This is a genomic window from Serratia inhibens, assembly GCF_003591175.1.
Taxonomy (GTDB): domain Bacteria; phylum Pseudomonadota; class Gammaproteobacteria; order Enterobacterales; family Enterobacteriaceae; genus Serratia; species Serratia inhibens.
On sequence record NZ_QYYG01000009.1, the window covers coordinates 114,818 to 128,350 of the forward strand.

The window sequence follows — 13,533 nt, forward strand, 5'->3', positions numbered from 1 at the left end:
TGAAATATTGTGGATGAATCCTTAGAGGTGAAGCCGGGGGACATGAGGGTTATACTGGCGCCGAATTACCGGTTACTCACTCTGGAAAGGATAAGGCATGAAGGCGTTGGTTCCCCTGCTGTTGACCTATGGCGCGCTCGCCGGCGGCCAGGCGATGGCACATATTGATGAACCGGATATTGATGCCGATTGCCAGAAAGTGGCGGGCTATGCCGAACTGGGGAAAAGCGCTTATCAGCGGGGCGATTATGGCCGGGCGGCCGACGTTTTCCGCGATCAGGCCGCCTGGAGCGAGTTTTGCGGCCTGAACGATCAGGCGATCGCCACTGCCTATAACAACGTGGCGCTGGCGCTGATGCATGCCGGTGAACTGCTCAAGGCACGCGCTTATCTGGAGCTGGCGCCGAAGGATGCGAAATCCCAGCATAATCTGAAGCTGCTGCAGCAACGTCTGGCGAAGCAACCGCCGGTGAGCGGGCCGGGTGGCGTCTATTGGCAGTACGCCGGGCGCGGCGTATGGAGCGAAGTAGAAGTCAAGCCTCAGAGCGGGCGCTGGCTGATTAATTATTCCGGCTATTATATGCCGCAAATGGGGTTGTATTACGGGCCGAATATGGGCGAGTTCGCCGAGGTATTGCCGATTGAACGGGGCAAGGCGGTATACCGCCAGCAGGAGCCGCAGGACGGGATGGCCTGTGACGTGGTGATGCAATTTACGGCGGATGCGGTGGACATGCGTACCAAGGGCGACTGCGGATTTGGTTTTAACGTGCAGGCGCAGGGGACGTTCATTCGGGTTGAATAATCGGCTGCGGGAGGCGCAGCCGAAACAGGATCATGCCCAGGTTACCGCGCCGTTCAGCAACTCTTTCCAGGCCTCGGCATTGCCCAAATAGTTGCCTGCCGGGATCTGGCGCAGCTGGCCTCCGCTGTCTTGCAACGCAAAGGTCGGGAACCCCTGCCCCTGGACTTTGGCAAGGAACGCCCGGCTTTCCGCAATGTGTTGTGCGGTCGGCGCGCCGGCGTTAAAGCGCATCTCGGCAATGAACGGGGCAGAGGGCAGGCCCAGCTCTTTCGCCAGGGCCTCCAGCACCGGTGTATCGGCGATGCGACGGCCTTCCTGATAATGCGCTATCTGAATGCGGTGCAGCATATCCAGCCCGCGTCCCCCCAAGGCTTCAGCCGCCAGAATCGCAGTAATCGGCGGCTCGGAGTCCATGACCGCCGTGGTATCTCGCAGCAGACCATTGAAATAGGCTTCACCGAAGGTCTGGCCGGTCAGCTCCGCAATACGCTTGTCATGCGGAATCACATAGTTACGCCATTCATCCGTGATCTGGCGGCGATTATTGCCGGTCATCATGCCGCCGGCGTGCAGGGCAACAGTCAGCCCTGGAATGCTCTTGGCCGCCTGCACCAACGGCGCTGCGCCATAGCACCAGCCGCACAGCGGATCGAAAACGTAATGCAGAGTTGTACCGGTCATCTTTATTCCTCGTGATGTTCTGCGGCCGAACGCCGCAGAACATTGGGCCTGTCAAAGGCCGTGTAGTCTGATTGGCGACGCGCTTATTGCGGCCACTTCATCTCGCCCTTCAGCACTTTGGCGCTCAGTTCCAAGCTCGATTCATCTTTCAGGTTCGGGTAATGCTTTTTCATTGCCGCAATCAGCGCCGCAGAATCTTTGGCTTTCGGCAACTCGGCTTCCAGCGTGGTCAGGTAGTTCTGGGTGAAGGTCACGGATTCCAGAGTCTGCGGCGCGCCCGGCAGGAAGTGGCCAGGGACGACGACTTTCGGCTTCAGTGCCTTGATGCTTTCCAGCGTTTGCTGCCAGTGAGCGCGGGATTCCACGGTCTGGTTATCGGCGATCCACGGGTGGATATTGTCGCCGGCTACCGGGACGCCGCCCACTACCGCCTTCAGCTCGGGGATCCATACATAGGTACGTTCCGGCGTTGGGCCGGTCAGGCCTTTCACTTCCACTTTCTGGCCGTCGATGGTGAAGCTATCACCCTGCAATGCCTGTGGAACCACTACCGCTTTAGGCGCGTTCTCTTTCAAGATCGGGCCCCAGTACGCCATTTTGCCGTCTTTGGTGGCGTTGATTTCTTTGATCGTGTCCGGTGACGCGATGATTTTTGCCTGCGGGAAAGCGGCTTTAATCACGTCCAAACCAAAATAGAAATCCGGATCGGAATGACTGATGTAAACGGTGGTCAGTTTCTTGCCGGTCGCTTTGATCTTTTTCACCAGTTCTTCGGCATCGTTGCGTTGGAACTGGGCATCGATCAGCGCCACTTCGTGTTTACCGCTGATGATTTCCGAAGAAACCGGGAACACGCCTTTCTCACCCGGGTTGTACACTTCCATGGTCAGGGTGTCAGCCGCGGCGGCGTAGGTGCTTACTGTGGCGATGCCGGCGAAAGCCAGGGTCAATAATGATTTCTTAAACATGGGCAGAGGTCCTTTTGGGTATCAGTTGTTGTTGTACAGATGTTAGGTTGCATAAAGCGTTAGAAAAACCGGATAATGAGCAATTATTCATTGCGTAAATCGGACGAATCATGGATCGCATTACCGCAGCTGAGGTTTTTATCACCATCGTTGACCGCGGTAGCATGATTGCCGCTGCGGAAACGCTGGAAATGTCGCGTGCGATGGTGACGCGCTACCTGGCGCAGATGGAGCAATGGGCCGGTGCGCGTTTATTGCACCGCACTACCCGTAAGCTTAGTCTGACTGACGCCGGAGAGCGTACTCTCGAACGTTGCCGGCAGATGCTGGCGCTGGCGGGTGAGATCGATTTGGTCGAAGGCGAGCAAAGTGATGAATTGCGCGGTCTGCTGCGCATCACCTGCTCACAGTCGCTGGGCCAGACCGCGCTGGTGGGGGCGGTGGCGCAATATCTCAAACTCCACCCGCAGGTGGCGGTGGATTTGCAAATGAATAATCGGGCGGTAAATCTGGTGGAGGAGCGCATCGATCTGGCGCTGCGCATCACCAATGAGCTGGATCCCAATCTGATCGCCCGACCGCTGTCTTCGTGCGCTTCGGTGGTATGCGCTTCTCCGGCCTATCTGGCAGCGCACGGCACGCCGCGCCATCCGCAGGATTTGGCGCTGCACAACTGCCTGACTTATTCCTACTTCGGTAAAAGCCTGTGGCATTTTGATGCTCAGGGCGTGAAATCGGCGGTGGCGGTCAGCGGCAATCTCAGCGCCAACGAGTCGGTAGTGTTGATGGCGGGGACGGTGCAGGGCGCCGGCATTTCCATGCAGCCTTATTATTCGGCGGCACCCTTGCTGGCAAGCGGTGAATTGATAGAACTGATGCCGGATTATCGGCCGCAGTCGATGGGGATTTACGGCATTTATACCTCGCGTCGCCAAATGCCGGCGACCTTGCGCACCATGCTGGATTTTCTGGTGGAGTGGTTTGCCAACGATCCCGCCTGGCGGGCGACACTGCGCTGATAGCGTTAACATGATAGTAACATTTTCACACATTTTTCATCGCCAGCGCATTCAAGCGTTTAGCGGGGTGATGATGGCTTTTTGTGCTCAGCGGGGCTTTGTCACTGGTTTCAAGGCCGGTTGTCGTGCTATTTCTGTAGCGTGAAAAGAGCGAATAAGACTTAATAATTATAGGGTTAAGAAAATAGCCCCGCGCTTTGAACAACATCTTCTGACCCTTTTTCGCGGGCAGCCTGTCAGGCTGTCCGGCAATTCCGCGAGTTTTTACCGGCCCTGTGCGCCTGATGCCGGGGCTTTGTCGACTGGGAGCGTTACACATGCCTGTTTCTCTGCTTGCACTGGCGTTAAGTGCATTTGCCATTGGCACCACCGAGTTCGTGATTATGGGGCTGCTGCCTGAGGTGGCGGGGGATCTTCAGGTCTCCATCCCTTCCGCCGGTTGGCTGATCAGTGGCTATGCCCTTGGCGTGGCGATCGGCGCACCCATCATGGCGCTGCTGACGGCGAAGTTGCCGCGCAAGAATACGCTGTTGTTGCTGATGGTGATTTTTATCTTCGGCAATATCATGTGCGCGCTGGGTTACAGCTACGATTTCCTGATGCTGGCGCGTATTGTCACCGCGTTGTGTCATGGTGCATTCTTCGGCATCGGTGCGGTGGTGGCCGCCAATCTGGTGCCGCCGAATCGCCGTGCTTCCGCTGTGGCGCTGATGTTCACCGGCCTGACGCTGGCCAACGTGCTGGGGGTGCCGCTCGGCACCGCGTTGGGGCAGGCGTTGGGCTGGCGCTCCACCTTCTGGGCGGTGGCGGTCATCGGCGTACTGTCCTTGCTGGCGTTGTACAGCAAACTGCCGGCGGTGGAGGATGAGGCGCCAACCGATCTGAAAAAAGAGCTGGCGGCCCTGCGCGGCGGCGGTATCTGGCTTTCGTTGCTGATGACGGTGGCTTTTGCCGCGTCGATGTTTGCACTGTTTACCTATATCGCGCCGTTGCTGACTGAAGTGACCGGCATTTCGTCGCAGGGTGTGAGCTGGACGCTATTGCTGATGGGCGTAGGTTTGACGCTGGGCAATATCGTCGGCGGCCGTTTGGCAGACTGGCGCTTGCCGGTTACGTTGACCTGCACGTTCCTGGTGATTGCCTTCTTTGCCGCGCTGTTCAGCTGGACCAGCCATTCTATGGTGCCGGCGGAAATGACCTTGTTCCTGTGGGCGGCTGCGGCGTTTGCCGCCGTGCCGGCGCTGCAGATCAACGTCGTGACTTACGGTAAAAAGGCGCCGAACCTGGTTTCCACGCTGAACATCGCCGCGTTTAACGTGGGCAATGCCATCGGTGCCTGGGTTGGCGGCGTGGTGATCGCCCAGGGTCTGGGGCTGACCAGCGTGCCGCTGGCCGCCGCGGCGATTGCGCTGCTGGGGTTGGTGCTGTGTCTGGTGACTTTCAGCCGCGCCAAGCGGCCGGCTAGCGCTTAATCACTGCGGCCAGGCGGGCGGGAAGCGCTTCCGCCTGCTGCTGCATATGCTGAATGAAGGCCGTGACCAGCGCCGATGACGGGCGGTGCAGCGGCCGGATCAGACTGACGGTAAAAGGCACTTCAACGCTGAACGGCCGTACGTGCACGCCGCCGTTGGCGTAATCGAGCGCCGTCAGCGGATTCACTATCGACAACCCCACACCTTCTTTCACCATGGCGCATACCGATGCCGCGCTGTGGGTTTCCATGACCAGACGGCGGTTAACGCCCTCCTCATTAAACAGCGAGTCGAGCAACTGACGGTAGCTGTCGGTACTCGACAGGCTGATAAAGTTTTGGCCATCGAAGTCTTGCGGCGTCAGCGCCGTTTTCGCCAACAGCGGATGCCCGGCCGGCAATACGCACACCTCGTTCAGCGTCATCAACGTCATCCGCTCGGTGCCCGCCGGGGTCAGGGTGTTTTCCGTCAGGCCCAAATCGTGGCGCTGCGCCGACAACCACTCTTCCAGCAGCGGCGACTCCTGCGGTATCACGCTGAAGCTGACTTCCGGGTAGCGATCGATAAAGGGTTTGCACACCGCCGGCAGCAGCGACTGCGAGAATACCGGCAGACAGGCGATGGAAAGCTGCGCCTGCTGGAACTGGCGGATGCCTGACGCGGCGTTGACGATGCGTTCCAGACCGTAATAGGAGCGCTGTACTTCTTCGAACAGCCGCAGGCCTTGCACCGTCGGGTATAAACGCCCGCGCAGCCGATCGAACAGCTGCAATTGGAGCAGTTTCTCGAAACGCGCAAGCTCACGGCTGACGGTGGGCTGAGAGGTTTGCAGCAGCGCCGCGGCCTCGGTCAGATTGCCGGTGGTCATCACCGCATGGAAAATTTCAATCTGGCGCAGGGTAATTGCGTGCATCGGTGCGCTCCATGAACGGGTAAGTCCATATCATAAATGAATAGACTTCGGCTAAATAGATATTTTCCACACGAGAAAGAGTGCGGCACTATTGATGACATGACTTCAGCCACATTTGATCCGGGAACATCACCATGCCATTCGCTTTGAACGACACTTCTACCGCCCTCAACGCGGCTAACCTGCTGGCTTTGCCTCAAGGGTTTGGTTGCCCGGTCTGGGCCTATGACGCGGCTATCATCAGCGAGCGCATCAGCCAGTTGCGCCACTTTGACGTGATCCGTTTTGCCCAAAAGGCCTGCTCGAATATTCATATTCTGCGCCTGATGCGCGAACAGGGCGTCAAGGTGGATTCTGTTTCGCTGGGCGAGATTGAACGTGCGCTGCAGGCCGGTTTTCAGCCGGGCGGTGAGCCAAGCGACATCGTGTTTACCGCCGACGTACTGGACCATGCGACGCTTGCGCGCGTCAGCGAATTGAAAATCCCGGTCAATGTCGGTTCGATCGACATGCTGGATCAACTGGGCCAGGTTTCCGTTGGTCATCCGGTGTGGTTGCGTATCAACCCGGGCTTTGGTCACGGCCACAGCCAGAAAACCAATACCGGCGGCGAGAACAGCAAGCACGGGATTTGGTATGCCGATTTGCCGCAGGCGGTGGAAAAAATTCAGCAATACGGCCTGAAGCTGATCGGTGTGCATATGCATATCGGTTCGGGCGTGGATTACCAGCATCTGGAGCGCGTGTGCGATGCGATGGTGCAGCAGGTGATTGAATTGGGCCATGATATCAGCGCGATTTCTGCCGGCGGCGGGCTGTCGATTCCCTATCAATGCGGCGAAGAGGCGATTGATACCGAACACTATTTTGGCCTGTGGAACAGCGCGCGCGAGCGCATTGCCGCCCATCTGGGCCATCCGGTGAGCCTGGAGATCGAGCCCGGTCGTTTCCTGATGGCGGAAGCCGGGGTGTTGGTCGCCGAGGTGCGTGCGGTGAAAGACATGGGCAGCCGCCACTTTGTGCTGGTGGACGCCGGCTTTAACGATTTAATGCGTCCGGCGATGTACGGCAGCTATCACCATATTTCCCTGCTGCCGGCCGATGGCCGCAATACCGAGCATCAGCCGCTGCGCGACACCGTGATCGCCGGGCCGCTGTGCGAATCCGGCGACGTGTTCACCCAACAGGCCGGTGGCGGCATTGAAACCCGCGAGTTGCCGCCGGTACAGGTAGGCGACTATCTGGTCTTCCATGATACCGGTGCCTATGGCGCTTCGATGTCTTCAAACTACAACAGTCGTCCGCTGCTGCCGGAAGTGTTGTTCGAGAAGGGTGAACCACGGCTGATCCGCCGCCGGCAGACCATTGAAGAGTTGATTGCGCTGGAACTGATCTGATGCCGATGGGCGCAGCGCACTGCGCCCATTCAGAGTGTCATCCGCCGATGCTGGCCGTTGGGCAGCTCAACCTCTAGCGAAAGCGTGCCGCCCATGGCTTCAATGTAGCGTTTCAGTGAAGAGAGTTTGATTTCGCTACCGCGTTTTTCCAGATTAGCGACCGACGGCTGGCTGATGCCAAGCCGTTTCGCCAGCTCGACCTGAGACACCGCAAGTTCTTCCCGCAGCATCGCCAGACGCAGTTCAAAAATTTCTTTCTCCGCCTTTTGCCGGGCTGCCGCAACGACGGTGGGATCGAGTTTATCGATCAGATTTGATAAAGGCTTGGCCATTTGCGTTACCTCTGGGTTGCCAGATAATGTGAAAATTCCATGGCGGCGATAGGCAACAGGCGCTGGTAAAAGCGTTTATCGCCGGTTTTATCGCCACCGCATAGCAGTACCGCCTGCCGTTGCGGATCAAAGGCGAAAAATACCCGAAACGGGCGGCCGCGGTGCTGAATGCGCAGCTCTTTAAGATGCCTTATTGAGCCTGAAAAATGCAGAGTGTCGGCATGCGGACGCGCCAACAGCGGGCCGAATTCCTGCAATTTGAATATTCCTGCCAACAGGCTTTTTTGTTCATCGCCGTTCAGTGATAAAAACCAGTCGTCGAATCTTTCGACGGTTATGACCTGCCACATATCACGCCCGAATATAGCTTTTATGCTATATAGTGTAAAGGTTATTATGGTGACAATATGCGTACTGGTGGGGGATGGGAAATCGCAGAAAAAGAAATGCGGCGCAGTACGCAATCAGCGCACTGCGCCCAAAAATATCAACCGGCGTAGGGGCCAGGGGCCACGGAGTCGCGCAGCCGAAGTTCGCCGGTGAACGGGGAAAGCGGCGGAAGGTTTTCGCCATTGATCAGGCGGAAAGCCTGGCTGATAGCCGCTTCAATCATCACGTCGATCGGCAGGTAAACGGTGGAAAGCGCGGGTTGCAAATAGGCGGCGCTCGGCTCGTCGTCAAAACCGAATAACGAGACGTCCTGCGGCAGGCGCTTGCCCGCTTCGTGCAGTGCCTTCATCGCACCGACGGCCATATCGTCGTTGCAGGCGAACAGCGCACTGAAACCGGTATCGCCGGCCAGCAGGCTGCGGCTGCCCTGATAGCCACTTTGTACGCTGCTGTCGCCATAGGCCACGCGGGCATCGTCGAAGGCAATTTTGTGATACTCAAGCGCTTGTCGATAACCCGCCAGCCGCGCCTGGGCAGTGGGGGTGGCGATAGGGCCGGTAATGCAGGCGATCTCGCGGTGCCCCTGTTGAATCAGATAATCCACCGCATGGAAGGCGGCCTGCTGCTGTTCGAAGAAAACACAACGCGCACGTGCCTGCGGCAGATCGCGGTTGATCACCATGATCGGTACCGGCAGGCTGTCCAGCAGGGCCATTAACGCCGATTCGGACATGAAACGGGTATACAGAATGATCGCGTCGCAGCGGCGATCGGCCAATAACTGCACCGCCTGCAGTTCATCTTCCGGCGTATCGTGGCCATCGGTGACTATCAGGTGCTTGCCGCTGGCCTCGATAAGCTTGGCTGCCCGGCGCAGCAGACGCCCGAAATAAGGGCCGTCGAAGTTGGATACCACCAACCCGATGCTGTTGGAGCTTTTATTCGCCAGTGACTGGGCGAGGAAGTTCGGGCGGTAACCCAATTCGTTCATCGCTTTGAACACCGCGTCGCGGGTGCTTTTTTTCACCTGGCCGGTGCCATTCAGCACGCGTGAAACCGTGGCTTTGGATACCCCAGCGCGAAGGGAAACATCCAACATGGTGATCATCAGTGGCTAACCCCTTTTCAACATCCGCTGTGGTAAATAACGCTCAGTTTAGCATAGGGTTAGCCCTTGGCTGCGGGGCTTTTTGCCATCTGGTTTACGCGGTGACGTAACGGCACTAGACTGCTATCGGGCAACAAGAGGAAGCGGAAATATGATTAACATTGTGCCTCTGGCGGATTACCCGCAGTACCTGCAACAGGTGGTTGACTGGCAGTGGCGGGCGTTCGGCAGCGAAAACAGCCGGGCATTCTTCGCCAGTGTGGTAGAAAGCGGGCTGCGGGGAGCGGATTTACCGATCACCTTTATTGCCTTGCAAGAAGATAAACCGGTGGGCACCGTCGGTCTGTGGCGCTGCGATCTGATTAGCCGCCAGGATCTGACCCCCTGGCTGGCGGCGCTGTACGTGGATGAAAGCCAGCGCGGCAGCGGTCTTGGCCTGAGGTTGCAACAATTCGTGGAGGACTACAGCCGGCGCGCCGGCTTCAGTGAACTGTATCTGTACAGCGACTTCAGCGGTTATTACGAACGCCACGGCTGGCGTTACATCGGCGACGCGCTGGATTATCCGGACCGCCCGGTGCGGTTGTACCACCGGGCGCTGGTTTAATTCTGTTCGTAAACGTTATTGATACTGGCAACGGAGTGCCGCCGTACCAGCGTCGGGCTGAACATGTTGGTGATCTCCGGCAGCGGCTGGTTGTTGGCCAGCGCCAGCGCCAGTTCGGCAGCCTGGGTCGCCATCGCTACCACCGGATAGCGGATGGTCGTCAGGCGTGGCCGCAGGTAGCGTGAAATCAGCACGTCATCAAAACCGATCAATGACATTTGGCCCGGCACGTCCACGCTGTTGTCGCTCAACACCGAGAGCGCGCCGGCGGCCATTGAGTCGTTATAACAGGTCACTGCGGTGAAGTGCTTGCCGCGCCCGAGCAACTCGGTCATCGCCTGTTCACCGCCAATTTCGTCCGGTTCACCGTAGGCAATCAGTTTTTCATCCACCGCAATGCCGTGCTCCTGCAACGCATCGAGATAACCCTGCAGACGGTCCGCCGCGTCGGAAATTTGGTGGGTGGAGCAGACGATGGCAATGCGCTGATGCCCCTGCTGGATCAAATGACGAGTGGCCAGCCAGGCACCATAACGGTCGTCCAGCGCTACGCAGCGTGCCTCAAAACCTGGCAGCGTGCGGTTTATCAGCACCATGCCCGGTATCTGCTGCATCCAGCCGCTCAGTTCGTTATCGGTCAGTTTTTTGGCGTGAACCACCAGCGCGGCACAGCGGTGCCGTACCAACTGCTCAATCGCCTGACGCTCTTTTTCAGCCTCGTGGTAACCGTTGCCAATCAGCAGGAAGTTGTGGGTGGCGTAGGCCACCTGTTCCACTGCCTTGACCATGGCACCAAAGAAGGGGTCGGAAACGTCGGACACGATCAGCCCAAGCGTTTCGGTCGATTGCTGCGCCAGCGCGCGGGCGTTGGCGTTAGGGTGGTACTGCAGTTGTTCCATCGCCGCCAGCACCGCAGAGCGCGAACTTTCGCTGGCTTTAGGGGAATTGTTTATTACGCGAGACACCGTGGCCACGGAAACACCCGCCAGCCTGGCAACATCCTTTATCGTAGCCATATCTGTAATACATCCTGGGTAATCGCTTACATTCCCCAGTTTTGCGGAAAAAGCCCGGGGCTGCAAGCGGTGGTGATCGCAACTTGTGGTGGCCGTTGCAGATATGTGCGATTTAATGTGCGCTTAGGCCCGCAGGGTACAGTGATAGAGCAATTTGTGCTTTGAAACCCTGCGCCGGCTGATGTTACTTTTGTGCATCTATTGATTGCCCGAGAACCTCATGTCCATTAAACGTTACCCGCAACTTGCACACTGGGGGGCGTATACCGCCGTGGTTGAAGACGGCAGGCTTATCCGTTGCGAGCCGTTCGCCGACGATCCGGATCCTTCTCCGCTGCTCGGTTCCATTGCGCCAATGGTCTACTCAGACAAACGTATTCGCAAGCCGGCGGTTCGCCGTTCCTGGCTGCAGAAGCGCGAAGGTAGTGACCGCACGCTGCGTGGCCGGGAAGATTTTGTTGAAGTGGACTGGGATCTCGCCCTCGATCTGGTGGCGGAAGAAAACCGCCGCGTGCGCGATCGCTACGGCCCTTCCGGCCTGTTTACCGGTTCCTATGGCTGGTCATCCGCCGGGCGTCTGCATCACGCGCGCTCGCTGGTGCGGCGTTTTTATTTCAGTGGCGGCGGTGGCGTTGACCAACTGGGCAATTACAGCTGGGGGGCGGCGCAGTTTTTCCTGCCGTACGTTATCGGCACCTTTACCCCGTTGACCGGGCGCGTGACCAGTTGGCCGAGCGTGGTCGAACACTGCGAGCTGTTTGTCGCCTTCGGTGGGCTGGCGTTGAAAAATGCCCAGGTATCCTCCGGCGGCGCAGCAGAGCATACGCTCAAACCCTGGCTGCAGAAACTGGCGCAGAAAGGCACCCCGGTGATCAACATCAGCCCGATGCGCGATGACTGCCCGGCCTTTGTGAATGCCGAATGGATCCCGATCCGCCCGAACACCGACGTGGCGCTGATGCTGGCGCTGGCGTACGAAATTCAGCGCCTTGGCGCGCAGGATGAGGCTTTCCTCTATAGCCATTGTGTGGGCTACGACCAGTTGGCGGATTATCTGCGCGGTACGGGCGACGGCGTGGCGAAAACGCCGGAATGGGCCAGTGCCATCACCGGCATTCCGGCGGCGCGCATCAGCCTGCTGGCGCAGCAATTGATCGGCGTACGCAGCTTTATTACCTGTTCCTATTCGGTTCAGCGCGCCCATCGCGGTGAACAGCCGTATTGGATGATGATCGCCCTGTCGGCGATGCTTGGCCAGGTCGGCTTGCCGGGCGGCGGTTTTTCGTTTGGCCACGGTTCAATGAACGGCGTCGGTAACCCGCGGGTGGATACGCCGGGGCCTATGATGCCGGTGGGCAACAATCCTTGCGGGCTGGCGATCCCGGTGGCGCGCATCTGCGACATGCTGTTGCAACCCGGCGAACCTTACTCGTTCCGTGGGGAAACGCTGCACTATCCGGATATTCATCTGGTTCACTGGGCCGGCGGCAACCCATTCCATCACCATCAACAGCTGAACCGTCTGGTGGAAGGGTGGCAAAAACCGGATACGGTGATTGTGCAGGATATTTGGTGGACGCCGGCGGCGAAGATGGCGGACATCGTGCTGCCGGTCACCACCTCGCTGGAGCGCAACGATATCGGTGGCTCATCGCGCGATCGTTATGTGCTGGCGATGCATCAGGCGATAGCGCCGCAGCATCAGGCGCGCAACGACTTTGATATTTTCGCCGATCTGGCGGAGCGGCTCGGTTACCGTGAACAATTCACCGAAAACCGCGACGAACAGGCCTGGATCGAATCAATCTATCAGCAGTGCGGGCAGGCGCAGGCGGGTACTGGCGTCGAGTGGCCGGAGTTCGCGGATTTCTGGCGTAAAGGTTATGTGGAACTGCCGGCACCGGCGAAGGAATTTGTGTTCTTCGACGGCTTCCGTGCCGATCCGCAGGCCAATCCGTTGCAAACCCCAAGCGGCAAAATCGAGTTGTTCAGCGAGAAAATCGCCGGCTACCGCTATGCGGATTTTGCACCGCATCCGCAGTGGCAACCGCCGGTCGAGTGGCTGGGCGCGCCGCAGGCCAAAGAGTGGCCGCTGCACCTGATTTCCATCCAGCCGGGCGACCGGCTGCACAGCCAGATGGATCCGGCGCCATTGGCGCAAGGCAATAAAACGGCGGGCCGAGAGACGCTGTATATGCACCCGGAAGATGCGGCAACGCGCGGTATTGCCGAAGGGGCCGAGGTGCAGGTCAGCAATGCGCGCGGCCGTTGCCTGGCGGGCGTTGCCATTACCGATGGTGTCACTCGCGGAGTAGTATTGATGGCCACCGGAGCCTGGTTCGACCCAGGCTTTGGCGCGCAGCGCCTGGCGGTGGAGCAGTCCGGCAACCCGAACGTTTTGACGCTGGATATCGGCACCTCGCCGTTGACGCAGGGGCCGAATGCCATGAGCTGCCTGGTTGAGGTAAGCACGCGGTAAACATCTACACCTTTCCAGCCAGGGTAGGGGCGCTGCATGTTGCGCCCGCATTAATCGGGGAGCGTATATTCGCCCTCCTATCGCAACAGAGCGCAGCCAAGGATGCTGAAGTTTCAACGGTGGCGGGTATACACCGCTGGTTACACTTTGCACCCTAATGTTGCGATTGCCCGCTGGCTGGTTTTCGACGCAAGGGGGTAAATTGAACGTCCCAGAGGTATTGATTGGTGAGTTTCAACAACTCGTGTGTTGAGCCCATATTAATTGCACCAACCTACGCAGATGCGTAGGTTTTTTTTTGCCTTGCATCCTTCCAGCCCGCTTGCGCAGGATCCGATTTTGTCTC

The 13,533-nt window shown here is 58.4% G+C and carries 14 protein-coding genes; 6 read left to right on the forward strand and 8 right to left on the reverse strand.

The genetic code is table 11. The features are described 5' to 3' along the window. The first annotated feature begins 97 nt into the window (after nt 1-97). On the forward strand, nt 98-805 hold the full coding sequence (locus tag D4100_RS21710; RefSeq protein ID WP_119805234.1) for a tetratricopeptide repeat protein: 708 nt from the start codon (nt 98-100) through the stop codon (nt 803-805). A gap of 30 nt (nt 806-835) precedes the next feature. Here the strand turns inward: D4100_RS21710 and D4100_RS21715 are convergent, their stop codons facing one another. Then, nucleotides 836-1,486 carry a DsbA family protein gene (locus tag D4100_RS21715; protein ID WP_119805235.1) on the reverse strand — a complete coding sequence of 217 codons (651 nt, stop codon included), beginning with the start codon at nt 1,484-1,486 and terminating at the stop codon, nt 836-838. A gap of 83 nt (nt 1,487-1,569) precedes the next feature. Then, nucleotides 1,570-2,454, reverse strand: coding sequence for an MBL fold metallo-hydrolase (locus D4100_RS21720; protein WP_119805236.1), 885 nt, complete (start codon nt 2,452-2,454; stop codon nt 1,570-1,572). Between the two features lie 110 nt (nt 2,455-2,564). Here D4100_RS21720 and D4100_RS21725 point away from each other — a divergent pair, with 110 nt between their 5' ends. Next, the gene (locus tag D4100_RS21725; protein ID WP_006318925.1) at nt 2,565-3,473 is read left to right on the forward strand and encodes a LysR family transcriptional regulator; all 909 of its coding nucleotides are present in this window, start codon (nt 2,565-2,567) and stop codon (nt 3,471-3,473) included. A 25-nt stretch (nt 3,474-3,498) separates the two neighbouring features. On the opposite strand, the gene D4100_RS25625 is transcribed toward D4100_RS21725, so the two are convergent. Beyond that, nucleotides 3,499-3,681, reverse strand: coding sequence for a hypothetical protein (locus tag D4100_RS25625; protein WP_147417762.1), 183 nt, complete (start codon nt 3,679-3,681; stop codon nt 3,499-3,501). Nucleotides 3,682-3,790: 109 nt separating this feature from the next. Between D4100_RS25625 and D4100_RS21730 the strand changes: the two genes are divergently transcribed. Then, complete coding sequence (locus D4100_RS21730) at nt 3,791-4,945, forward strand: MFS transporter (RefSeq protein ID WP_006318926.1); 1,155 nt, start codon at nt 3,791-3,793, stop codon at nt 4,943-4,945. Here the strand turns inward: D4100_RS21730 and D4100_RS21735 are convergent. After that, nucleotides 4,935-5,858 carry a LysR family transcriptional regulator gene (locus tag D4100_RS21735; RefSeq protein WP_006318927.1) on the reverse strand — a complete coding sequence of 308 codons (924 nt, stop codon included), beginning with the start codon at nt 5,856-5,858 and terminating at the stop codon, nt 4,935-4,937. The genes D4100_RS21730 and D4100_RS21735 overlap by 11 nt on opposite strands. Before the next feature lie 134 nt (nt 5,859-5,992). Between D4100_RS21735 and lysA the strand changes: the two genes are divergently transcribed. Next, nucleotides 5,993-7,255: a diaminopimelate decarboxylase gene (gene lysA / locus D4100_RS21740; RefSeq protein WP_119805237.1), complete on the forward strand. Its 1,263-nt coding sequence runs from the start codon at nt 5,993-5,995 to the stop codon at nt 7,253-7,255. Between the two features lie 29 nt (nt 7,256-7,284). On the opposite strand, the gene D4100_RS21745 is transcribed toward lysA, so the two are convergent. The 3 genes from D4100_RS21745 to D4100_RS21755 form a co-directional block, all read right to left on the reverse strand. Then, nucleotides 7,285-7,587, reverse strand: coding sequence for a helix-turn-helix domain-containing protein (locus D4100_RS21745; protein ID WP_063200237.1), 303 nt, complete (start codon nt 7,585-7,587; stop codon nt 7,285-7,287). Nucleotides 7,588-7,592: 5 nt separating this feature from the next. Continuing rightward, the gene (locus D4100_RS21750; protein WP_006318939.1) at nt 7,593-7,937 is read right to left on the reverse strand and encodes a type II toxin-antitoxin system RelE/ParE family toxin; all 345 of its coding nucleotides are present in this window, start codon (nt 7,935-7,937) and stop codon (nt 7,593-7,595) included. 137 nt (nt 7,938-8,074) lie between these two features. Continuing rightward, nucleotides 8,075-9,085: a LacI family DNA-binding transcriptional regulator gene (locus D4100_RS21755; protein WP_006318940.1), complete on the reverse strand. Its 1,011-nt coding sequence runs from the start codon at nt 9,083-9,085 to the stop codon at nt 8,075-8,077. Nucleotides 9,086-9,236: 151 nt separating this feature from the next. On the opposite strand from D4100_RS21755, the gene D4100_RS21760 reads away from it, so the two are divergent. Next, nucleotides 9,237-9,692 (forward strand): GNAT family N-acetyltransferase, encoded by a 456-nt coding sequence (locus D4100_RS21760; RefSeq protein ID WP_119805238.1) that lies wholly within the window; start codon nt 9,237-9,239, stop codon nt 9,690-9,692. Here the strand turns inward: D4100_RS21760 and galR are convergent. Beyond that, nucleotides 9,689-10,708, reverse strand: coding sequence for an HTH-type transcriptional regulator GalR (gene galR / locus D4100_RS21765; RefSeq protein ID WP_006318942.1), 1,020 nt, complete (start codon nt 10,706-10,708; stop codon nt 9,689-9,691). The two genes, D4100_RS21760 and galR, sit on opposite strands and share 4 nt — an antisense overlap. A gap of 220 nt (nt 10,709-10,928) precedes the next feature. Here galR and D4100_RS21770 point away from each other — a divergent pair, with 220 nt between their 5' ends. Continuing rightward, nucleotides 10,929-13,187 carry a molybdopterin guanine dinucleotide-containing S/N-oxide reductase gene (locus D4100_RS21770; RefSeq protein ID WP_119805239.1) on the forward strand — a complete coding sequence of 753 codons (2,259 nt, stop codon included), beginning with the start codon at nt 10,929-10,931 and terminating at the stop codon, nt 13,185-13,187. Nucleotides 13,188-13,533 lie beyond the last annotated feature (346 nt).

Coding starts and splice junctions, on each gene's coding strand:
- D4100_RS21710 (WP_119805234.1), top strand. CDS start 98: ATGAAGGCGTTGGTTCCCCTGCTGTTGACCTATGGCGCGCTCGCCGGC.
- D4100_RS21715 (WP_119805235.1), bottom strand. CDS start 1,486: ATGACCGGTACAACTCTGCATTACGTTTTCGATCCGCTGTGCGGCTGG.
- D4100_RS21720 (WP_119805236.1), bottom strand. CDS start 2,454: ATGTTTAAGAAATCATTATTGACCCTGGCTTTCGCCGGCATCGCCACA.
- D4100_RS21725 (WP_006318925.1), top strand. CDS start 2,565: ATGGATCGCATTACCGCAGCTGAGGTTTTTATCACCATCGTTGACCGC.
- D4100_RS25625 (WP_147417762.1), bottom strand. CDS start 3,681: ATGTTGTTCAAAGCGCGGGGCTATTTTCTTAACCCTATAATTATTAAG.
- D4100_RS21730 (WP_006318926.1), top strand. CDS start 3,791: ATGCCTGTTTCTCTGCTTGCACTGGCGTTAAGTGCATTTGCCATTGGC.
- D4100_RS21735 (WP_006318927.1), bottom strand. CDS start 5,858: ATGCACGCAATTACCCTGCGCCAGATTGAAATTTTCCATGCGGTGATG.
- lysA (WP_119805237.1), top strand. CDS start 5,993: ATGCCATTCGCTTTGAACGACACTTCTACCGCCCTCAACGCGGCTAAC.
- D4100_RS21745 (WP_063200237.1), bottom strand. CDS start 7,587: ATGGCCAAGCCTTTATCAAATCTGATCGATAAACTCGATCCCACCGTC.
- D4100_RS21750 (WP_006318939.1), bottom strand. CDS start 7,937: ATGTGGCAGGTCATAACCGTCGAAAGATTCGACGACTGGTTTTTATCA.
- D4100_RS21755 (WP_006318940.1), bottom strand. CDS start 9,085: ATGATCACCATGTTGGATGTTTCCCTTCGCGCTGGGGTATCCAAAGCC.
- D4100_RS21760 (WP_119805238.1), top strand. CDS start 9,237: ATGATTAACATTGTGCCTCTGGCGGATTACCCGCAGTACCTGCAACAG.
- galR (WP_006318942.1), bottom strand. CDS start 10,708: ATGGCTACGATAAAGGATGTTGCCAGGCTGGCGGGTGTTTCCGTGGCC.
- D4100_RS21770 (WP_119805239.1), top strand. CDS start 10,929: ATGTCCATTAAACGTTACCCGCAACTTGCACACTGGGGGGCGTATACC.